General features: G+C 38.1%; 19 protein-coding genes. 12 read left to right on the top strand and 7 right to left on the bottom strand.

Annotated elements, in window-relative coordinates:
- Positions 1-119: 119 nt before the first annotated feature.
- From QNI15_RS15305 to wecB, 3 genes are read left to right on the top strand one after another with little or no spacing between them, the layout of a single operon-like run.
- Positions 120-935, top strand: coding sequence for a polysaccharide biosynthesis/export family protein (locus QNI15_RS15305; RefSeq protein ID WP_314003174.1), 816 nt, complete (start codon positions 120-122; stop codon positions 933-935).
- Positions 936-953: 18 nt separating this feature from the next.
- Entirely contained in the window at positions 954-3,362 is a 2,409-nt protein-coding gene (locus QNI15_RS15300) for a GumC family protein (protein WP_314003176.1), read from the top strand.
- Positions 3,363-3,391: 29 nt separating this feature from the next.
- A complete protein-coding gene (wecB, locus tag QNI15_RS15295) occupies positions 3,392-4,492 on the top strand; it encodes a non-hydrolyzing UDP-N-acetylglucosamine 2-epimerase (protein WP_314032418.1) in 1,101 nt (366 codons plus the stop codon).
- A 26-nt stretch (positions 4,493-4,518) separates the two neighbouring features.
- On the opposite strand, the gene mce is transcribed toward wecB, so the two are convergent.
- Positions 4,519-4,935, bottom strand: coding sequence for a methylmalonyl-CoA epimerase (mce, locus tag QNI15_RS15290; RefSeq protein WP_314032417.1), 417 nt, complete (start codon positions 4,933-4,935; stop codon positions 4,519-4,521).
- A gap of 113 nt (positions 4,936-5,048) precedes the next feature.
- Here mce and QNI15_RS15285 point away from each other — a divergent pair, with 113 nt between their 5' ends.
- From QNI15_RS15285 to QNI15_RS15275, 3 genes are all read left to right on the top strand, one after another.
- The gene (locus QNI15_RS15285; protein ID WP_313978188.1) at positions 5,049-5,375 is read left to right on the top strand and encodes a HesB/IscA family protein; all 327 of its coding nucleotides are present in this window, start codon (positions 5,049-5,051) and stop codon (positions 5,373-5,375) included.
- 166 nt (positions 5,376-5,541) lie between these two features.
- Positions 5,542-7,776, top strand: coding sequence for an ATP-dependent helicase (locus QNI15_RS15280; RefSeq protein ID WP_314032415.1), 2,235 nt, complete (start codon positions 5,542-5,544; stop codon positions 7,774-7,776).
- Between the two features lie 74 nt (positions 7,777-7,850).
- Positions 7,851-8,174, top strand: a complete 324-nt coding sequence (locus QNI15_RS15275; RefSeq protein WP_314032413.1) for a hypothetical protein — start codon at positions 7,851-7,853, stop codon at positions 8,172-8,174.
- Here QNI15_RS15275 and QNI15_RS15270 read toward each other — a convergent pair.
- Positions 8,165-10,273, bottom strand: coding sequence for an ATP-binding protein (locus QNI15_RS15270; protein WP_314003186.1), 2,109 nt, complete (start codon positions 10,271-10,273; stop codon positions 8,165-8,167). The genes QNI15_RS15275 and QNI15_RS15270 overlap by 10 nt on opposite strands.
- Before the next feature lie 218 nt (positions 10,274-10,491).
- Between QNI15_RS15270 and QNI15_RS15265 the strand changes: the two genes are divergently transcribed.
- The gene (locus QNI15_RS15265) at positions 10,492-11,187 is read left to right on the top strand and encodes a DUF4290 domain-containing protein (RefSeq protein ID WP_313978196.1); all 696 of its coding nucleotides are present in this window, start codon (positions 10,492-10,494) and stop codon (positions 11,185-11,187) included.
- Between the two features lie 194 nt (positions 11,188-11,381).
- On the top strand, positions 11,382-12,698 hold the full coding sequence (murA, locus tag QNI15_RS15260) for a UDP-N-acetylglucosamine 1-carboxyvinyltransferase (RefSeq protein WP_314003188.1): 1,317 nt from the start codon (positions 11,382-11,384) through the stop codon (positions 12,696-12,698).
- A 37-nt stretch (positions 12,699-12,735) separates the two neighbouring features.
- Here murA and QNI15_RS15255 read toward each other — a convergent pair whose 3' ends face one another.
- Together QNI15_RS15255 and QNI15_RS15250 are read right to left on the bottom strand one after the other, a co-directional pair.
- Complete coding sequence (locus QNI15_RS15255; RefSeq protein WP_314003190.1) at positions 12,736-13,509, bottom strand: SDR family NAD(P)-dependent oxidoreductase; 774 nt, start codon at positions 13,507-13,509, stop codon at positions 12,736-12,738.
- A gap of 133 nt (positions 13,510-13,642) precedes the next feature.
- Positions 13,643-14,473, bottom strand: coding sequence for a phytanoyl-CoA dioxygenase family protein (locus QNI15_RS15250; RefSeq protein WP_313978205.1), 831 nt, complete (start codon positions 14,471-14,473; stop codon positions 13,643-13,645).
- A 113-nt stretch (positions 14,474-14,586) separates the two neighbouring features.
- Here QNI15_RS15250 and QNI15_RS15245 point away from each other — a divergent pair, with 113 nt between their 5' ends.
- Entirely contained in the window at positions 14,587-15,708 is a 1,122-nt protein-coding gene (locus QNI15_RS15245; RefSeq protein ID WP_314032411.1) for a BamA/TamA family outer membrane protein, read from the top strand.
- A gap of 21 nt (positions 15,709-15,729) precedes the next feature.
- Here QNI15_RS15245 and QNI15_RS15240 read toward each other — a convergent pair whose 3' ends face one another.
- From QNI15_RS15240 to QNI15_RS15230, 3 genes are all read right to left on the bottom strand, one after another.
- Positions 15,730-16,362 carry a phosphatase PAP2-related protein gene (locus QNI15_RS15240; RefSeq protein WP_314032409.1) on the bottom strand — a complete coding sequence of 211 codons (633 nt, stop codon included), beginning with the start codon at positions 16,360-16,362 and terminating at the stop codon, positions 15,730-15,732.
- Positions 16,363-16,464: 102 nt separating this feature from the next.
- A complete protein-coding gene (locus tag QNI15_RS15235; protein WP_313978213.1) occupies positions 16,465-17,469 on the bottom strand; it encodes an aspartate-semialdehyde dehydrogenase in 1,005 nt (334 codons plus the stop codon).
- 232 nt (positions 17,470-17,701) lie between these two features.
- The gene (locus QNI15_RS15230) at positions 17,702-18,967 is read right to left on the bottom strand and encodes an OmpA family protein (RefSeq protein WP_314032407.1); all 1,266 of its coding nucleotides are present in this window, start codon (positions 18,965-18,967) and stop codon (positions 17,702-17,704) included.
- Positions 18,968-19,146: 179 nt separating this feature from the next.
- On the opposite strand from QNI15_RS15230, the gene QNI15_RS15225 reads away from it, so the two are divergent.
- From QNI15_RS15225 to QNI15_RS15215, 3 genes are all read left to right on the top strand, one after another.
- Complete coding sequence (locus tag QNI15_RS15225; RefSeq protein WP_314003198.1) at positions 19,147-21,462, top strand: lamin tail domain-containing protein; 2,316 nt, start codon at positions 19,147-19,149, stop codon at positions 21,460-21,462.
- 26 nt (positions 21,463-21,488) lie between these two features.
- The gene (locus QNI15_RS15220; protein WP_314003200.1) at positions 21,489-22,004 is read left to right on the top strand and encodes a hypothetical protein; all 516 of its coding nucleotides are present in this window, start codon (positions 21,489-21,491) and stop codon (positions 22,002-22,004) included.
- Positions 22,005-22,083: 79 nt separating this feature from the next.
- A complete protein-coding gene (locus QNI15_RS15215; RefSeq protein WP_314003202.1) occupies positions 22,084-23,226 on the top strand; it encodes a CapA family protein in 1,143 nt (380 codons plus the stop codon).
- The last annotated feature ends 13 nt before the right edge of the window (positions 23,227-23,239 follow it).

Genomic DNA, 23,239 nt, shown 5'->3' with positions numbered 1-23,239 from the left:
AGAATCAAAAAACAGGGATTTCTTCAGATTAGTAATAGAATTACCTGAGAATCGTTTTTTTGTCATACATTTGTCTATCACATTCTATTGATTGAGCGTTTGAAGCATATAGCTTATTTATGAAATATTACATCTGGTTTGTATTTATAGTTCTACTTATATCATCTTTTGGTTGCATTCCATATAAAAGAGTTGTCTACTTTCAGAAAACAGCAGCAGATGCACCTGACTCTACCTATATTAACCAAGATTATGAATTCACAATAGCACCATTTGATATCCTGTCCATAAAAATGACTGGCTTCACAAATGAAGAAGGACAAAATGTATTAGGTCCATTTAATACACCTGTAAGTGCAACAGGATCAGCGGCAGGGGGAGCAGGGGGGTATGCAACTGGAATTTTGGTTGACAAGAATGGTGCTATTGAACTGCACTATATTGGTAAAGTAAAAGTTTCAGGATTAACACTTGAGCAGGCAGCAGACACTATAAAAGCAGCATTATCGAAGTATATTATTACATCAGATGGAGGTATTACTGTAAATTTAAAGATACTTAGTTATTCAGTAACAGTATTAGGGGAGGTAGCCAGTCAAGGAATTCTGAAAGCGGACAATGAATATATGACTCTTACAGAGGCAATAGCTAAATCTGGAGGGGTAACACAATTAGGCAATATGAAAACTGTCAGAATTATTAGATCAGATCGATTAACAAAGAAAACGACAACCTATCGAGTTGACTTAACGACCCAGACACCAGTATCTCCTATCTTATCCAGATTACAACCCAATGATATCATTGTAGTAGACCCTCTTCGCAGAAAACAATTTAGTACGGCAAGCCAGATAATTGCATTATTATCTACAGTAATTACTGTTCCTCTCTTAATCATAAGTACCGTCAATACTATCAACAATTTCACTAAATAACCAGCTTGGCCATTTAATATGAATCAGGAGTTTTCCTCACCTTTGGAGAATAAGGATATTGATTTTGGACAAATATTTAAACTAATTCTAAGCCATTGGTGGGTAATTGTATTGTGTTTAATTATAGGTATAATAAGTGCAAATCTGTACAATCGATATACTATTCCTATATATAGTTCTACAGGCACTATCATTGTTAAAGATGAATCATCTACAACCCTAGGAGCAGACGCAGCCCAACTACAAGAATGGGACATTCTTCATCTAACAAAGAATCTGACAACAGAAATTGAGATAATAAAATCTCAAAGTGTTATAGAAAAATCGGTTGCCCTTATGGACTTTGTGGATGTATCCTATTTTGCCATGGGTAGATTTAAAACAACAGAATTATATAAAAACACTCCATTTATTGTTAAAATTGATACTTTTTATGCAAGAGAACAAAATTTCAATATTCAGTTCTTAGATACAGCCAGATTTAAATTCAGCTATCAAAGAGGGGAAGAAGAGATTAGTTCATTACATAGAATCAATGAAAAAATCAATAATCAATTTGGCATATTCTCTATCACAAAAAATACCCAAAGGCCAAGTAATCCAAATCTTAATGAACCCTATTCTTTTATTGTACATTATCCTTGGACACCTATAGGTAAATTCAGAGGAAGTGTAGGAATATCTCGCGGAAATGAAGCAACATCTATGCTCTATATTTCCTGTCAGGACAATGTTCCAGAAAGAGCGATGGATTTTGTCAATGCCTTAATTAAAGCATATCAGGAACGATCTGTTGAGGAAAAAACCAAAGTAGCTAAAAACACATTAAAATTCATTGGAGAGTTATTAGCCGCCTACAGAGATTCATTAAATTCATCTGAACAACAAATTGAGAGATTTCAACGTAGCAAAGGCATTATTAATCTGAGCCCTGATTTTTCACAAAGCCGCCTTGTAAGGTACATTGATCAAAAAGCAAACATGGAGTTAGAACTTCGGGCATTAGATTCATTAGAAGCATCTGTGCGTAAAGGCAAGGATCCAAGTTTAATATCTACAACCAATATGGGAACAGGGGATAGTCGTTTTGCCAGTTCTTTGTCGCAGATTAACCAGTTACAGATTAAGAGGAATACAATGCAAACATCGTTAACACCAAATAATCCTGACTTAAAACGTATTGATAGACAACTCGAATTAGCCCGAAAAAACTTATTTACAACTTTACAAAGCTATAAGGATGCTTTGGGAAATAACTTGCGTACTATTAACCAGGAAATACGAAAATACGAAACTGAACTTGATAAGATTCCGTCAACACAACGTGAGAATACAGGTATCCGTCGACGTTATGAAATACACGCAGCCAATTATCAATCACTATTGGCCAAAAGAGAAAGTTATAGCATTGCCGAAGCAGCCACATTATCAGATGTAGTCGTTCTTGATTATGCATATCTTCCTGGAAGTCCTATTCGTCCCAAACCTAATTCTGCATATGTTACTGCAATATTTATTAGCCTGGCAACTGCTGCAACATTTATTATCATTAAAATCCTGTTAAAAGACACTATAACTGACCGCAGTGAGGTTGAAAAAAACACACGAGTTCCCATTTTAGGGATTGTCAGTCATAGCCCACGACCAGGAAAGTCTAATTTGGTAGTAATTGACAGGCCTAAATCTATAATTTCCGAATCTTTTCGTTCCATCCGAACTAATTTGCAGTATCTGGCTAGCCAGTCTGAACATAAAGTTGTTTTGGTCTCTTCTACTATTAGTGGAGAAGGAAAAACGTTCTTTACATTAAATATTGGTTCTATTCTGGCTCTTTCTGACAAAAAGGTACTGATGGTAGGTTTGGATCTACGGAAGCCAAAATTACAACTGGAATTTAATTTACCGGGAGATAAAGGCATTACTCAAGTGCTTATAGGTAAATTGAAATGGCAGGATGCTATTGTTCATACCCCTGTTAACAATCTACATCTTCTACCTGCTGGTGCTATTCCGCCTAATCCATCAGAACTAATTATGAGTCCGGCAATGGAGCAGCTTATGGAAGATTTACGTAATGAGTATGACTATATTCTTATAGATACACCACCAGTAGGTTTAGTAACAGATGCGGTCATTGCTATGAAGTTTGCAGATGTAAATATATATCTGGTTAGGCAAAAAAAATCCAAGAAAATCTTTTTAGAAACTATCAATAAACTATATCAGGAAAAAACAGCGAAAAATCTTGCTATTGTACTTAACGATTTTCGAACAAGTTCAGGGTATGGATATAATTATGGATATGGGTATGGATACGGATATGGATACTATGATGAGGATACAAGTAAAAAGACGCTATTAAAACGTATATTTATACGCTTAGGATCACCATTTCAGTGGATTCGCAGAAGATTCGACAGCCAATAGGATACTCAATTCTTACCAAAAACAGAAAAATGCAAAAAAAACTGCTTACAGTTGTAGGAACACGTCCCAATATTATTAAAATCACTCAATTTGATAAGGTTGTACAACAATACCCTCAGCTTACTCATAAATTATTGCATACAGGTCAGCATTATAATCACAATATGAGTGATGTTTTTTTTGAGGAACTTCATCTTGCACAACCACAATACCGAATTCAGGCAGAAACTACTACTGTTATTACTCAGATGGCTCAGATCATGCAGGGTATTGAGGGGGTAGTTCGTGAATATAAACCAGATATGCTATTAGTAGTAGGCGATGTTACATCTACACTGGCAGCAGCACTGGTAGCAAATAAAACAAATACGCCATTAGCCCATATAGAAAGTGGCTTACGTAGCAATGACAGAGAGATGCCGGAAGAAATTAACCGGATATTGACAGATGCAATTACGGACCTATTCTTTGTAACAGAGCAAAGCGGACTTGATAATTTGCTGGCAGAAAAAAAATCTCCAGAATCAATTCATCTGGTTGGTAATACAATGATTGATACATTAGTAGCATATGATGCCGATATTCAGCAATCCAAAATACTGGAAAAACTGGAAATACAGCCTCAACACTATGCCCTGATGACTATGCACCGTCCAGGAAACGTAGATACTCTCTCCGGACTGGAACAACTGCTGGATATTATTGCCGAACTAACCCGAGAACTAAAAATTATTTTCCCGATTCATCCCAGAACACTCAATCGTCTTAAAGAATTTAATCTGTATGACCAAGTAGAAACTAATCCCAATCTTATTCTATCTGATCCTGTAGGATACCTGGATTTCCAGAAACTAATTCTGCATGCCCGTTATGTCATTACAGACAGCGGTGGAATCCAAGAGGAAACAACATTCAGAAAGGTGCCATGTATTACTCTGAGACCTAACACAGAAAGACCATCTACGATAGATCTCGGTTCCAATACACTTCTGCACTTTGACAAAGAAAAAATCCTGACAACTGTAAATCAGATTAATACGAGCAGTTACAAAACTTGTGGCATTCCGCCTCTTTGGGATGGAAAGGCAACTGAGCGAATTTTTTCTATAATAGACAAATTTCTGAGCTAAATATATATGTCTGGCAGTTGAATACTCTAACTGCCAGACATATTCTCAATAGCTTGACATAACTCTATTAAGACCCCATTAGTTGTTTTTGGATGTAAAAAACATACCAGTTTATTGTCTGCTCCAAACTTAGGTATTGCATTAATCAGTGTAAACCCTTCTCCCTCCAATCTCTTCATTTCAGCATAGATGTCCTTCACCTCAAAAGCAATGTGATGCATACCCTCTCCTCTTTTTTCAATATATTTGGCAATTGCACTATCAGGGTTAGTAGCCTGTAATAATTCGATCTTGCTATCTCCAACCTGAAAAAAAGAGGTAATTACATTCTCAGATTCTACAAACTCCCGCTTGTAAGAAGCAACTCCCAATAACTTTTCAAATAACTGTTCTGAAAAATCTACATCTTTGACAGCTACTCCTATATGTTCTATTTTTTGCATAATGAACTTTTCTAAAAGACAATCCGTTTTTATATTTGTAAAAATAGCATTGTTTGCAAAGTATCAAAAACAAATAAATATCGGTATCTCTCATTCATTTCCTTTATATAGACATGATTACAATAACAGATATAGCCAAAGATAAAATCATTGAACTGCGTCAGAAAGATGGGTTAAACGGTGAGCACAATATTCGTGTAGCAGTATCAGGTGGTGGATGTTCTGGTTTAATGTATGATCTGAAGTTTGATGCAGCTATCCAACCACAGGATCAGATCTTTGAAGACAAAGGAATTAAAATTTTGGTTGACAAGAAGAGTCTTTTGTATCTGTTGGGAACAGAGCTGGATTTTTCAGATGGATTAAATGGAAAAGGCTTCCAGTTCAAAAACCCTAATGCAACCCGTACCTGCGGATGTGGAGAAAGTTTTGCAGTATAACTTTATCAGACAATAAAAATCTATTTCGACCCATGAGAGTTTTCTCATGGGTTTATTTTTGTAACTTGCGCCTCATTTTTCAAATCTATATTTCTTCAAACAGAGGATTTGATTCCCCGGAAAGCAAATTGTAGAAAAGAGTAACTTACCTGCCTAATTAACCAATATGAATTACTTAGAAGGACTTAATGAGCCACAACGCGAAGCTGTAACACATGGAGAAGGCCCTTTAATGATTATTGCAGGCGCTGGTTCAGGCAAAACCCGCGTACTAACCTATCGCATTGCCCATTTGATGAACAGAGGTGTAGATCCATTTCGGATTATGGCCCTGACCTTTACCAACAAAGCAGCGGATGAGATGCGTAGTCGTCTTGAAAAGGTAGTAGGAACTGATGCACGCAATATCTGGGCAGGGACTTTCCACTCTGTTTTTTCACGTATTTTGCGAATAGAGGCTCAAAAGATTGGATTTACCAGTCAGTTTTCTATATATGATACGGATGATGCAAAATCGTTAATCCGAACAATCCTCAAAGAAATGAGCCTGGATGATAAAGTATATAGGGTTAACAATGTACTCTACCGAATATCATCTGCCAAAAATAATCTGATTTCTGCAGAAGCCTATATGAATAGTGCAGAATATCGTGCAGATGATGAAGCAAGTCGGGTACCAGAATTAGGAAAGGTATATAAAACGTATCAGGAAAGATTACGAAGAGCTAATGCAATGGACTTTGATGATCTGTTGTTCAATACCAATGTGCTGTTCCGTGATCATGTGGATGTACTCAATAAATATCAACAGAAGTTCCATTACATGTTTGTTGATGAGTTTCAGGATACTAATATCTCTCAGTATCTTATCACCAAAAAGATTGCGGCTGTTCATCAAAATATATGTGTGGTAGGAGATGATGCGCAAAGTATTTATGCCTTCCGGGGGGCTAATATTCAGAATATACTTAACTTTCAGCGCGATTTTCCAGATACCAGAATTGTAAAACTGGAACAAAACTACCGATCCACTCAGAATATTGTTAATGCAGCCAACTCTGTAATTGCCAAGAACAAGAGTCAGCTTCAAAAGAATGTATGGACGGCAAACGAGGAAGGCAATAAGATTGAATTAATAAAAGCATCTTCTGATAATGAGGAAGGATCTTTGATAGCGAACTCCATCTTTGAAGAGAAAATGTTGCATCAAAGGCATAATGATGAGTTTGCGATTTTGTATCGTACCAATGCTCAATCCCGTGCATTTGAAGAAGCATTGCGTAAGAAAAACATCAAGTACCGACTGATTGGTGGCGTTTCGTTTTATCAACGGAAAGAGATTAAAGATCTGATCTCCTATCTGCGCTTTACCATTAATCAAAGTGATGAGGAGGCATTTAAACGTATTATCAATTTACCAAAGCGAGGAATTGGAGATACTACCGTGGCTAAGATAGTAGTAGCTGCCATGGAAAATAACCTGACCCTTTGGGAAGTTGTTGCAAACCCTAAACCTTATCTGGGAGAGCGGTTGTCTACACCTATCGAAAATTTTTCAGCTCTGATTAAAAGTTTTCATGCAACTTCTATTATTAAGGATGCCTATGAAACAGCTGCCCATGTAGCAAAAGCGTCAGGCTTGCTGAAAGAGCTACATGAAGATAAAACTGTAGAAGGACTAGCTCGTTATGAAAACGTTCAGGAATTGTTGAATGCGATTAAAGAGTATGTAGATAATCCTGAAAGTCCGGATAAAAGTCTGTCCTCTTTCTTACAAAGTGTATCACTATTGACTAGTGCAGATGATGAGAAGGATGACAAATCTGACCGGGTCACATTGATGACTATACACTCTGCTAAGGGATTGGAGTTTAAGCATGTGTTTATTGTGGGGATGGAAGAAGATCTGTTTCCCTCTCAGATGATGTTGTCCAGCATGGCAGATCTGGAGGAAGAACGACGTTTGTTTTATGTGGCCATCACCCGGGCGGAACATAAACTGACTCTCTCCTATGCGGAAACCCGCTATCGTTTTGGAAGACTGCAAACCTGTGAACCAAGTCGTTTCTTAAAGGAGATCGATGCCAGCTACATGAAGATGACACAAAATACTCGTGTGTTTGAAGCAGAACGTAATACAAGCTTTGTAAAGAATCTTACAACACGTAAGGCACCACCAGTTACTACTCCAGCTACTACACATGCTCCTTCAACCAACTTTATAGCGAGTGATACATCTACTCTGGCGGTCGGGATGAAAGTTGAGCATCCTAAGTTCGGCTTTGGGGTGGTTACTTCTATTGACTTTAGTACTCCGGATAAGAAAGCGAAGATTAAGTTTGAGAAGGATGGGGAGAAAACACTTTTGTTAAGTTTTGCCAAACTAATGATTCATGAATAATATGGAAATTTCTATAGCGGTACTGAAAACCAAACCGCTATAGAAACTATACTACTTTCCTCTATACACTTTCTATGCTTTTACTGATTATTCAGGCTGTACTCAACTTGATTTATAGCGTCATTACATCTAGTACTTATAACAGATTATTTAAAACGACTGCCATTATCATCTTCCCATTATTGGCAATTTTCTTACCAATACTTCCATTATTAATCATAGTAAGTAGCTCATCTGCGCCAGATGCTTATGCATTTGGATACTCAAATGATCTTTTATTTAGTTGGCTTATGCAGATTGGCTTGCCTCTGATTATACAGATACTGTTTAACACCATCCTCATTAACAAGATCCAATCTTTGCGACTAAAGGCAAAAGAAACAAACCATCAGGATTGATGTTTAGGGATTGAAAAGGTAAATATTGATCCTTTACCAGGTTCACTTTCTACCTGAATATCTCCTCCATTTTTAACCACAAAGTCTTTGCACAAGGTTAATCCAAGACCTGTACCTTTTTCATTGCCTGTACCCACTGTAGTAAAAGCTGTCGCAGTGTTAAATAAACGTTCCTGATTCTCCTTTGTCATTCCTAATCCAGTGTCATGAATAGAAATATGAACAAACGATTCATTGGATGATGAACGTATGGCTATTTTCCCATTGGACTTTGTAAATTTGACGGCATTATTAACCAGGTTCCGTATTACAAGATTAATCATCTCCTTATCTGCATAGACAGCAGTCCTTGAGGTCATCTCATTGCTAATTTCAATTCGTTTTTTTACAACCTGCCCCTGAACTAGTCTAACATTTTCGTCTGCAATAGTCTTCACATCAAATACTGTTGGATGTACACTCATACCTTCCATCTGGGTTTTAGCCCAATGAAGTAAATTCTCCAAAAGATGTAATGTAATCCCTAAACGCTCTCCTAATTGAGTAACTACTAGCTTAGTCTCCTGTGGAGTTAAGGCCTCATTTTGCAATAAACCTACAATACCTTCCAAAGAGTGTAAAGGACTCCGAAAATCGTGACTGACAATAGAAAACAATCTGTCTTTAATAGCATTTAATTCTTCCAATCGTTCATTTTGTTGTTGTATGGATTCTTTTTGCTCATTAAGCAATTGATTATCTGCTCGTTTGGATCGATAGTTTCTATAAAACGTAACAGAGATTGCACCAAGCAAAAGTACTATTATACCAGTTGCGATACCCCAAGCCTGTTGTCTTCCAATAACAGCTTCTTTAAGTTGCAGCTCTGTATCTTTTATCTGTTTGTCTTTCAACAATTTTAGATTTTCCAGTTCTTTTCCTCCCAATTCTTGCTCAAACTGAAGCTTTTCCAATTGTCTGCCTTCTGTCTGTTGCCTAAGTGACAACTCAGCCAACTGTAATTCCGTTGCTTTTATCTGCTGGTCTTTCGTTAAGGCAAGTAACTCTGCTTTTCTTATTCTGGCATCTTTCAGTAAAGCACGGTTCTCCATTTCTTTTTTTTCCAGTTCATGACCGGCCTTAAGTCGTTCAAACTTCCGGATATCTTCATCTGTATCCAGACTGTCAAGATATGTACTTTGCAAAGACAAATAAGAAAAGGCTTTCTCATAGTTTTTCTGAAGCACATATATATTGGATAGTCGCCCACTTACCTGCGCTATGCTTGCTTTTACTCCTATCTTTTTTGCCAATTCCAAGGCTTTTTCTCCATAGGTAATGGCTTTGTCAAAATCTTGCAGACCTTCATATGCTTCATTCAGAATCATATATACATTCAGAACGCCTATTCCTTCATTTGTCTCTTCAAAAAGAGGCAACGCCTTTCGCTGATAGTCGATGCATTTCTCCTGCTGATGTAATCGTAGATAGAATACTCCTATATTTGAGAGCGCATAAGCAAGGCTTTTTTTATCCTTTCCTTCTCTTTTTATTTCCAATGCCTGAAGATAATACTCCAATGCTTTGGTATAGTCCTTCTTATTATCATATATAACAGCAATATTATTCAGAGTATGGCCAATACCTATTTTGTCACTTGCCACATAACGCTGCTTAATAGCTAAGGATTTCAGATAAAACTTTAGCGCTTCATCAAAATCGCCCTCCCGGCGATAGGTATTACCCATATTATTGTATATGGTTGCAATACCTGGATAAAAATTCATTTCCTGAAATATTCGTAATCCTTTCAGAAAATTCTCTAAAGCAGCCGAGTAGTCGTTCTGGACATCATATCCAATCCCCACATTAGAATAACTGTTAGCCTCTCCTTTACAAAAATGTAACTTTTGAGATAACTGCAGTGCCGCCTGTGCATATGGCATAGCCTTTTTCACGTCGGATGCAAATAAGCTACGAAACATTGCAATATTTACATTGACACGGTTAGTATCCTGGGGCAGAGTTTTTAACAGATTCTGAAGGCTATCCAGTCTTCTGTTTTGTGCCATAACAGGCACAGATACCAGTAGTACAATTGGTAAGATCCGGAGATTCAAAGCAGTAATGTATAATTAGTAGCTCGTTGAGTCAAAGATACGAAAGGAAAATGTATGCACGTAAACCTCTTGGTACAATTTTCTCTTAAAAAGATGTCACTTTAACAGATAAAAACACAATTACAAAAATTACTATTGCTTTTATCCTATATCTTTTCTTTTATCTAATCTAAAAATAGTATCTTTGCATTGATACAAACCTGCCAATGGCACTTTGAATGGAGAACTTTGAGTATAACACCCAACTTGAGCCCCTTATTCAGAAAGAATATGGGCGTAATGTACAAAAACTAGCAGGTTATCTGCTTACCATAGATGATAAGAACAAACGTACTCGCCTGGCTCATGCACTGATTGAACTTATGCGGGAGATACATCCCAATATGCGGGAAGGTCAGGACTATACCATGAAGCTTTGGGATGATTTGTATATTCTTACAGGTTTCAATCTGGATGTGGATAGCCCATACCCACCACCAGAAAAGACCGCATTAGGAAAGAAACCTCAACGAGTACCTTATCCTACACACGAATTCAGATTCAAACAGTATGGGTATCAGGTAATTCAACTTGTGGACAAAGCAATTGCTATTACAAACCGGGAAGAACAAATCCGGGCAATTGCATATATTGGCCGTCTGATGAAGGCATTCAACCAAACCTGGACAGAAAAGAATATTGAAGATGAAGTGGTTATTCAGCAGATACAGGAAATGTCTAAGGGTAAACTAACTATTGATCTCCAAACGGTGAAGTCTGAAGGTTTATTTGAAGCAGAAGCTGTTCGCCGATTCGATAATCGCAATGACAGAAACGACCGTGATAAGAATCGGAATAATAACAATGGAAACCGCAACGATAAGAAAAACGATAAGTTCGGCAAGAAGAACAATAACAAAAAGCGTAAAAAATAATCGTCAAGGTATCAAAGTCTACATATATTCGTTCCCAATCCCCTCTCGCAGGGGATTTTTTATATATTCATACTCAACTTTTCAGGATTTTTCTTTAGTCTTGTAACCAGAAATAACCAAAGGCCGTTTGTTGAATAATAAATGGTCGCACTAGATTTTACCATTTTTACTATTCTTCATTCTTAACTTAAGATATGCTTTCTTTTCGCATTGAAGGAGGACATCGCCTCAAAGGAGATATTATACCACAGGGAGCTAAAAACGAAGCTTTACAGATTGTATGTGCCGTTTTATTAACTCCCGAACCTGTTACCATTCATAATATACCAGATATTCGGGATGTTAATAAACTGATAGAGTTATTAGGTGATATGGGAGTGGTGGTTGAAAAGTTAAGTTCGTCCTCTTATAGATTTACAGCCAAAGATATCGACCTGAACTATCTGGAGAGTGATGCCTATCGCTTAAAAGGGAGCGCACTGCGTGGTTCTATTATGGTACTGGGGCCTTTGCTTGCCCGTTTTGGAAAAAGCCGCATCCCTAAACCAGGTGGTGATAAAATAGGCAGAAGACGTCTTGATACCCACTTCCTTGGTTTTGAGAAGTTAGGAGCTAAATTTAATTATGATCCACAAAATGGGTTCTACAATATTGATGCAAGCAATTTGCAAGGCTGTTATATGTTATTGGATGAGGCATCTGTCACAGGGACAGCCAATATCCTGATGGCAGCTGTCCTATCCAAAGGCACTACAACCATCTATCATGCAGCCTGCGAGCCTTATATTCAGCAACTATGCAAGATGCTAAATCGCATGGGTGCAAAGATAAGTGGAATCGGCTCCAATTTACTGACTATTGAAGGGGTAGATTACCTGGAAGGAACTGAACATACTATGTTGCCCGATATGATTGAGATCGGTTCCTTCATTGGAATGGCAGCCATGACCCAGTCTGAAATCACCATTAAAAATGCTGGAGTTGAACATTTGGGTATTATTCCGGAAACTTTTCGCAGATTAGGTATCCGATTGGATATCAAAGGGGATGATATTTATATTCCGGCTCAGGAACATTACGAAATAGACACTTTTATTGATGGGTCTATTATGACAGTATCCGACCATCCGTGGCCAGGTTTTACACCTGATTTATTAAGTATTGTTTTAGTAACAGCAGTACAAGCGAAAGGAACAGTGCTTATTCATCAGAAAATGTTTGAAAGTAGATTGTTTTTTGTAGACAAGCTTATTGAAATGGGTTCACAAATTATATTATGTGACCCTCACCGTGCCACTGTAATAGGTTTGAATCGTGCTATTCCTTTACGAGGTATCCGTATGACAAGTCCGGATATTCGTGCAGGTGTTTCATTATTGATTGCAGCTATGTCAGCTAAGGGTGTGAGTATCATCGATAACGCGGAGCAAATAGATCGTGGCTACCAGCAGATAGATACCAGATTACGAAATCTGGGTGCAGTGATTGAGCGTATAGATGGCTCAAAATAAGACGATATATAAATAAAGCGTGATTTACACTCACGCTTTATTTATATATACTCCCTGCAATTTTCTCAATCATTGCTTTAGGAAGCAACCACGCCATAAAGGCGCCCAGTCGATTTAATCCTCCAGAGATGACTTCTGCCTTACCAGCAAACATCTTTTTGACACCATCTTTTGCAACTGCTTCAGGTGTCATATTTACTTTCTTAGCAGCTTCCAATGCCTTGGGAGTAATGCGAGCCCTTTCTACAAAGGCTGTATCTGTAGAACCAGGGCTCAGGCAGGTAACTGACACGGAAGTACCTTTTAATTCGTGCTTTAGCCCACGTGTAAAACTTAATACAAACGTCTTAGAAGCAGCATAGACACTCATACCAGGTAAAGCCTGATAAGCAGTAGTGCTGGACACATTTAAGATATAGGATTTGGGTTGTTTTTTTAACATGGGCAAAAAAATATGGCACAGCTTTACCAAAGTAGTCATGTTTAACTGCATCATATTGGTTAGTTCCTCAATAGATGCGGTATCAAAAGGTCCGCATAAACCATATCCCGCATTATTTACCAATATAGATACTTGATAATTATTCTGTCTACACCAATTATATATCTGCTCTGCAGCATTATTATCAGACAGATCTAGTGACAGATACTTGACCTGTACAGCATACAATTTCTGGATCTCTTCTGTTACAGATTGCAATAACTGCTCAGATCGGGCAATTAGCAAAAGATCAAACTTACGTTTGGCAAGTTCTATAGCAATCGCTTTTCCAATTCCTTTACTTGCGCCTGTTACTAGTGCATATGACATAAACTCAGATATAATTAGGTTTGCTCAGCTTTTACGATACAACTTCAAACATACTATTTTTCCATAAAAAAAACTGTTTGGGAAATACCGGAATCTGGCTTTCTCCAAACAGCTTTTCTAGGAGTAGAAACAATTAATTTTGAACTTTACTAGCAAAACGGTGATAGAAGGGAGTTTTGCTGTGTTCATTCTTCGGTTTATAGTCTCCTGTAATGATAGGAATATACATCACACGCCTGCGACTCTTCTCTCCATAATGAGGTGAAATGTGTACTCTGTGCCAGATTCTCCCATCATGTACAGTCAGATCTCCTGCATCTACATTCAAACCTACTTCCCGCGGGTCAGGATTGTGATCAATAAAGTACTTTTTGGAAAACAATAGCTTTAACATCCCCTGCTTATGGGTTCCAGGCAAGACCCGCAAGCCCCCGTTTTCGAACGAACAATCATCCAGATGGATGCCTACATTGAGCATAGGCATGATACGCTGTCCCATAAACAAATCTCTGGGACTGTCAGTATGCCACCCCATCTGGGAGAAGTTACTGTTGGGTGTGCGCACATAATGATTGACCACCAATCCATCTTTTTCATTTTCCCCTATGCGTCCTTCATACGGATAGAGCAACTCAACCAATGATTGCAGGCGTGAGTCTTGTAAGAATTCTCTGAGTACATCGCTATACAAAGAGGTGAAGGCCAGGCGTTGGATCATACGGTTTCCATTCTGATCCTGCCCAAATTTTAAGGGGATACCGTTTATCTTCTCAATCTTCTGATCCAGCCACTTTTTCTCAATGGCATGAATCTCTCTCAGAAACAAATTAACTGTGTCTCTGCTGATAAAGTTTTTAAACTGAATGATACCATTTTTATGAAAGAAACTCTTCTGACCTTCGGTCAGTGAGTTTTCGAGTACAAATACCGGGCTATCAAGAATTGTCGGTTTAGAAGCCATCATACTTTAAAGGTGTCTAGTTGTACTATTACCTCGTAAAGTTAAATTATTGTTAACTAATTATAAATTTTTTATTCAACGATATTTTCGTAATTATGTAAGGAATTTACTTAAACATGATCCGTTCACATTGTCACTGGTGTAGTTTTTTTTTCATCTGTTTATTTGCCACCAGCACTATTATTGCTCAAAATCAGCAGGATATAAAAAATCCTACCGATTCTTTGCCTTCCAGAAGGTCATTATTGATTTTTCCGGTAATTGCCCGTTCTATTGAGACAGACTGGGCATTTGGAGCCGCCGGCTCTTTCACTTTTCGTCCCAATCGCAAAGATACAAGTAGCCGAACTTCGAATATACAGGGGCTGGGACTCTATTCACTAAACAAGCAACTGGTGATTGCATTAAATGGGACTACCTACTTTGCTAACGAAAGATATATTCTGAATCAGCAGGTTTCCTACAGTTACTTTCCTGACTCATTCTGGGGAATTGGACCGAATACACCAGAGTCAAATAAAGAATCTTATATTTTTAAGCAATACTATATCTATCCACATCTTCAGAGACGTATAGGAAGACGCTTCTTCCTAGGTATGTTATATGAATATCAACGACTCCTGGAAGTTGATTATAAAAAAGGAGGACTTTTGGATAGAGAAGAGATTCCGGGCAAGAATGGTTATCAGATTTCTGGTGTTGGATTCAGTTTTACATGGGATAGCAGAAACCATGCATTTGTTCCAGATAAAGGAGAGTTGCTTCAGATCCAGTTTAATCATTTCAATGAAGCATTGGGTTCTGATTACAGATATACCAATTATATGGTAGACCTTCGTAAGTTTATCAAGGTTTACAGAAAACAAGTACTGGCACTACAGCTCTATGGATTCTTTAATGATGGAGTAGAAGTTCCCTTACGTAGTCTAGCTTCCTTAGGAGGATATAATAGCATGAGAGGTTATTATGATGGTAGGTACCGGGATCGTAATCAATTTGTGTTTCAGACAGAATATCGTTTTCCTATTTACTGGCGCTTTGGTGGCGTGGTATTTGGTAGTACAGGAAATGTCACCCATCGATTCAAAGACATCAGCCTTTCCCATCTCAAATACTCCTATGGACTAGGACTTAGGTTTCAGTTAAACCGTTCAGAGAAACTAAATTTACGTCTGGATTATGGCATAGGACAAGATTCCTCGCGAGGATTATATTTTCAACTGGCAGAAGCATTTTGATAATTGAAAGCTTTAGCATTACTAATAACGGGTTATCTTCCTAGCCAGGAGCCAGCACAAATATGTCAACACAGGAGCTGCCAGTACGTCTATACTATAATGGACGTGCTGAATTAATACACCCACGCCTACCAATAGTGTTGCAAGTAGACCTACTAACCGATCTACCGGACGTTGTAAGCATAGAAACATAAGAAAAACGGAAGAGGTATGTCCGGAAAAGAATAAATCTTTGGTTACAAAGCTTTTTCCATAGAAAGCATTACTGAGAGGATCTGCCAGTTCAATAAGCCCTACAGGTGGATTCAGAGGGATTGTTAGAATGGTAATGATTCGTAGAATGGAGACCAAAGTATATCCCGTCAAAAATAACAGTGTACGATCTGGCTCTTTAGCAAAACGAATCAAAGAGAGAACTGCCATACCCCAAATTACCAGAAAGACCCAAACAGAAACATCTACAGCTGGAATACTCTCCAGTAGCCAATCATGTAAAAGCGTTCCATTCCGTTTAGCAATGTATTGAAAAAATAGAGGAAAGGTGGCGAGGAGTATGAGTACACTAAGAAGGCTACCTATTAACTTTTTTCTAAAAATTGTATTCTGCCAGGCCTGATGCCAGCTTGCTTTCACTTCGGTCCAATACTTCTGCACTGATTTACTATTTCATGTAATACAAAAAACAAAAACTCCGCAAAAGTATATCTTTTACGGAGTTTTGTACACCTTTCAAGAGAAAGAAAATTTACTATTTGATTAAACCGTAGTAGGCTTCAATACATTTTCCATCAGGTATTCAGCAATCTGAACAGCATTCGTAGCTGCTCCTTTACGCAGGTTATCAGCTACCACCCACATATTTAATGTATTTGGCTGGCTTTCGTCCCGACGGATACGACCTACAAAAACTTCATCTTTTCCATGTGCATCTTTTGGCATTGGGTATTTAAAGTTAGCCACATCATCTACTACTACCACACCTGGTGCATTCTTCAACAACTCAAATACATCTTTCAGATCGTAATCTTTTTCGAACTCAATATTTATTGCTTCAGAGTGACCACCGATTACAGGAATCCGAACCGTAGTAGCCGTTACCTGAATGGAGTCATCACTCATAATCTTTTTTGTCTCATTAACCATCTTCATTTCTTCCTTGGTATATCCATTATCCAGGAATACATCAATGTGTGGTAACACATTCAGGTCGATAGTATGAGGATATACTTTAGGCACTTCAGCATTTCCTTCCCGCTCTGCAAAAAGCTGATCCACGGCTTTTTTACCCGTTCCTGTTACAGATTGATAGGTTGATACAACAATCCGTTTGATTTTATAGGCCTTGTGCAATGGATTCAATGCCACAACCATCTGAATAGTTGAACAGTTTGGATTGGCAATAATTTTATCCTCTGCAGTCAATTCATGTGCATTTACTTCAGGCACTACCAGCTTTTTGGTAGGGTCCATACGCCATGCAGAAGAGTTGTCAATTACGACAGTACCTACTTCGGCGAATTTTGGTGCCAGAGCCAGAGAAGTAGATCCACCAGCAGAAAATATAGCTATATCTGGACGTTTCGCAATAGCATCGTCAACACTTACAATCTTGTAGGAGTTTCCCTTAAACTTAATTTCCTTACCAATTGACTTTTCTGATGCAGTGGGAATTAATTCTGTAACAGGGAAATTTCTTTCCTCCAGAACCTTGAGCATTTCGCCACCTACAAGCCCGGTGGCTCCTACAACGGCTACTTTCATAAGCGTTTAAATTAAAATAAGGTAAGAAAATAAATAAGTTATGTAAAAGGATTGCAAAATTAGGAACTCTTATTTAAAAAGAGAAGTTTTCACAGACAATCTTTATAGAATTAATAGTTAATTCTACTTATTTCTTTTACTTACCAGACATTTAGCAATACAAAATCCTGAAAAAACAAAATGCAGAGACATAGTATTCTATATCTCTGCATTGATATAAAACTTCAATACATCAATTTGTCTTAATAAACTCTACGCGACGGTTATTTGCTTTTCCTTCAGCAGTAGTGTTTGGATTCACAGGCTCTGTAGCCCCTTTTCCATCTGTTGTCATTCGAGCATCTTCTATTCCGAATTCTTTTGAGAGAGCCGTTTTTACAGAGGTAGCCCTTCGTTTGGATAGTTCTGTATTTCTGGACGCATCTCCATCACTATCTGTATGTCCGATAATTTTAACCTTCAAAGATGGGTCTGATTTTAAGGCTTCCGCAATCTGCTTTAGTACTCCATACGATTCTGGTTTGATTTTATCTTCATTGACATCAAACAAAATACCATTGGTGGAAAATTTACCAGCAGCCAGTTTCGCACGGATATCAGGATTGCCAACAGCCACCCGAATATTACGAATATATACGTCATTTTCAGTCCGTTTTACAAACTGAATCGTATTGTATGCATTACTACCATTAAATGTTCTTGCGATATCCATCACCTTTCTATCATTCAGATACATACGCAAACGTTCCTTTTGTCTCCAGATAGATACTTTGATATTCTTTTTTACATTCTCTTCAAAGATACTTTTTATACTATGGTCTGTATTGGATTGAAAAGTAGGTTGATTTGGAATATATGACTCCATTTGTATCCAGTCTCCATATAAATCAATAGAGATACCATCTTTCCGATAATCAGTCCATTCTATCTGACGACGTTTCAATTCCTCATTAAAGATCTGAAAGAAAATCCCTCCGTCAGATTCTGTAAGTATCATATCAAACTCAATCGTAGCATTTTCTGGAATGTTGGTAATAAATTCAGGTAAAAAGGCTGAATAACTTCCCCCCTTTAATGCCATCCACTTACCTGGATAATTGTTCAGCGTAACAATTTCACTGGAACCATTGGTATTCCATCCTTCCGGTAAATCATCATCTGCTCCTACCCGACTAAAGTCTTCAAAGGTAATTACTTTATCACCAGGTACAAAGTCAAATTTACTATATGCTTTGAGAGGTGTTATCTCCAGCGTGTTACCATTTGTACTACTATGCTCACTACCGGATTCTTTCTCTTGACTCTCAGATGAATCTGTCGGGGCTTGCTTACTTTCAGGATCAGACTTCTCTGTTGTCTTTTTATCTTTCTTTTGAGTAGACTTATTAATGGCTTCTTCTGTCTTATCTACCACTTTATCTTCTACCTTTTTTAACATTCGATCCAAAAGCTGACTATAGGATACATAATGAATAAAAATAAAAAATAGAAAAGACATACTTACTTTCTTCATGTGCTTATCAATTAAAGGTTACTAAATGATTGTCGAGTGTTTATGACCTCTAACTTAAAAAGTAACCCTTTGTTTCAGATAGTTTACAGATGTATTCTTTCTGTATAAACTCTATAAATAATTTAAAAATTTACCTCTACTTTCGCGAAAAAGTCTTTTGCTTTATGAGGACAGGTATACTCCTGCTATTTTTATCCTTATTTTTTCCTATTACTTCCTTAAAGGCTCAATTGACAGAGCACTTTTCTGATGGCAACTTTACACAAAATCCTGCCTGGCAAGGTGACATTACCTCCTTCTGGGTCAATGCAGCTCAAAAGCTACAGAGTAGTGGATCATCGTCTTCATCCGTTATATCCTTAGCAACAACCAATACAGCTGCTGATAATACGACCTGGGAATTCTCAGTGCAGTTGACATTTGCACCCAGCAATAACAATTACATACGTATTTATCTAATGAGTTCTCAAGCTGATCTGAAGAACGATCTGGATGGATATTATATTAGAATAGGCGAAACCGGAAGTGCTGATGGCGTTGATCTATACAAACAAAGCGGGAGTACATCCACTAAGATCATTGATGGAATATCAGGTCGGGCAGCAACCAATCCCAACCTTACTATACGGGTATATAGGGATGCCACTGGGAAATGGCAACTATTTTCAAAACAATCTACCGAAACTGCTTTTGTCAGCGAAGGCACAGCAACAGACAAAACCTTTGCCAACACCAATTATTTCGGGATTGTTTGTAATTATACTTCTACGAATGCATTGGGCTTTATTCTGGATGATTTTATGATAGAAGGAACAACCCCTCCACCGGTTCAACCTATACGCCCTATCAGCTATAAAGACATTATCATCACCGAACTACTTGCAGATGAATCCCCTAGGGTAGAATTGCCACAGGCTGAGTTTGTAGAACTATACAATGTAACAGACAAAAGTCTTTCCCTAAAAGGTTGTACACTCAATGACCCTTCCAGTAAAGTTATTTTACCTGATTTTACGATAGCCCCACAAGAATATGTTATTTTATGTAAGACTACCTATGCAATAGAATTTGAAGCCTTTGGGAAAGTAGTATCACTTAGTAGCCTCCCTTCATTAAACAACACAGGAGATGAATTAACCTTACGGAATCCATCTGGTGAAATAATTGATCGGATCAAGTATGATATAAGCTGGTATCAAAGTTCTGTAAAATCGGAAGGAGGATGGACTCTTGAACTTATTGACCTCACCAATCCTTGTGGTGAAGAAAATAACTGGACTGCGTCTGTAGCAGATGAAGGAGGTACACCAGGAAAGTCTAACTCTGTTGCAGCTTCCAAGCCAGATTTCGCCCCTCCTACTCTGGCTCTAACAGAAGTTACAACCACCAATCAACTCCAGCTTACCTTTAATGAGAAACTGGATAGCATTTCAGCAAATACCATCAGCAATTATTCTCTCAATCCAACGATACAGATACAAGATATTGTATGTGAATATCCATTTCGCTCTGTACGCCTAACTCTCTCATCAGGCATTCAACCCAAACAGGAATATACACTCAGCATAAAGAATCTCAAAGATTGTAATCAGAATATACAAACCAATATTCTGCAAACAGTACTGGCATTGCCTGAAATATCAGATTCTTTAGACGTAGTGATTAATGAAGTCCTTTTTAATCCCAGAGTTGGCGGGGTAGACTTTGTAGAGATTTACAACCGATCAGACAAGTATGTCAATTTGCAGAACTGGCAACTAGCTAATATTGAAGAAGATATTCCTGCCAATAAGAAAACGTGCACGACTATTAATCGGCTGTTGCCACCCAAAAAAATTATTGTCTTTACAACAGATGCCACCATTCTAAAAGATAACTATCCCAAAGCAATAACTGAAAACTTTGTCGTGATGTCCTCAATGCCAACATTCTATGATGCCGCAGGAAATGTGGTACTAATCAACGAAAAAGGTGCTATCATAGATCAGTTTGACTATTCGGAGGATTATCATTTCTCTATGATACAGGATAAAGAAGGAGTATCACTGGAGCGACTCAATGTCAATGCAGCCACAAATCTGCCATCCAACTGGCATTCAGCAGCAGCTACAGAAGGTTATGCCACTCCAGGGTATCAAAACTCTCAGTTTATTGCAGCAACCTCCACGACCGCCAATATTCAGGTTACACCCAAAATAATTACCCCTAATGAAGATGGTTATCATGATTTTACGTCCCTGCTCTATCATTTTAATACACAAGGCAACATAGCTACTATCACCATTTTTGATATGCTTGGAAGACAGGTCAAACAGATTGCCTCCAATCAATCCCTATCTACTGAAGGATTCTTTACCTGGGATGGTACTAGTCAAACAGGAGACAAAGTGAGATCAGGCAGATATGTAATTGCCTTCTCTCTTTTTAATCCAACAGGAAAAACACAATTGTTCAAGGAAGATGTAGTCGTAAGCTGGTAAATACAAAGATTTGAATCCAATACTATATGTCCAAATTCACCGAATTAGTACAGATCTATCAAACAGATCGCCAATTTTATCATAACTACGAACAAGCGGGTTTCCAGTTCGCACAGTTATTAACAGAAGCTGTAAAAAACTATTACCAGATACCTGAAGAAAATTTTTTCTTCATAGGAGGAGAAGATCAGCAGAAAACAGTTTCCAGTTTAACAGAGGCCTTATTGATGGATGAAAAAGGTTTCTGGCACGTTCGATATGGCCTTAATATTCCCTATACAGACACACCTCCTCAGGGACAAGGTTTTCTTTTAATTGTAGAAATACTCTTTAAGAAACTCAATGGCCGGTTTATAGTACGTCTTCCGGAAGAAGAAGATTTCTTTATTCATTCTGAAGAATCAGAAACAGACTTTTCTTCCTTTCTACATTATCTGCATGATTACTTATGTCGGTTTCTTGAAAATCGTTTTGAGCGGTTTCTCAATGGTGAACAAACTGAACGGTCAGCAATAGGCTTTCGTATCCATGAAAAAGAATAGGCTCTTTACTTTTGTTGGATTACTCCTTTTCTGCCAGCCTCTGGTTTGGTATCTTTACGGCTCGCCAGAACAAAACACCATGTATAAAAAACTGATTACCATTGCTTTAGGAGTAAGCTATACAGCCACCATTCAGGCCCAGGACACATTAAAGATCAAACAGGATACTGTACAGATCTCATCAGATACGCTTTCGCATAAGGCAGACACACTTACAATCATTGGTGTAGGAGACATTATGATGGGTACTGATTATCCGGATTCTTCATTTTTACCTCCCAATGATGGAGCTACTATCTTTCCAGATTCAATCAAAACGATACTGCGTAATGCCGATGTAACCTTTGGCAATCTGGAAGGAACCTTACTGGATAAAAACAAAGGTGGCAAGGTAAAGACTTGTTCCAATCCTGCTATCTGCTATGCATTCCGGACGCCTACGCGTTATGGAAAATACCTTGTAGATGCAGGCTTTGATATGATGAGTCTGGCCAATAACCATAGCGGAGATTTCGGACCTGTAGGAAGACAAAGTTCAAGGCAGACACTTGAATCCAATGGAATACTTTATGCAGGGTTACAGGTAGCTCCCACTACTGTCTTTGTAAAGGATAGTACCCGGTATGGTTTAATCGCTTTTGCGCCCAATGAAGGGACTCTGGATATACGCAAAATCAAAGAAGCTCAGGAGATGGTTCGTCAACTGGCAGATTCCGTTGATATAGTAATCGTCTCCTTTCATGGGGGTGCAGAAGGTCGTGGAGCACAGCATGTTACAAAAAAGACAGAGCTCTTTGTAGGAGAAAACAGGGGCAATCCGTATGATTTTGCACACAAGATGATCGATGCAGGTGCGGATGTTATTTTAGGCCATGGACCACATGTTACCCGTTCAGTAGACTTATATAAGGATCGGTTTATTATCTATAGCCTGGGCAATTTCTGTACTTATGGCCGTTTCAGCCTGACGGGTGAAGGAGGAGTAGCACCTATTGTAAAAGTTTCTATTAACAGAAATGGAGAGTTTATAAAAGCCGAAGTCACACCAATCAAACAAACAGGAGAAGGAGGTTGTCAGCTAGACCAAGATAACAAAGCAATTAAGACACTCCAGCGTCTTCTGACATCAGACTTTCCAGGAGTACCTCTTTCTATAAGTGCAGCAGGCCTTATTGAACGAAAAGCTAAAATAGAAGCCATGCAGGATGAACAATTAAAATAACTATTGTTTCTGT

Source organism: Xanthocytophaga flava (assembly GCF_030068545.1).
Classification (GTDB): domain Bacteria; phylum Bacteroidota; class Bacteroidia; order Cytophagales; family 172606-1; genus Xanthocytophaga; species Xanthocytophaga flava.
Note: the sequence above shows the minus strand (reverse complement) of the source record. Positions and strands in the feature narration are given on the sequence as shown.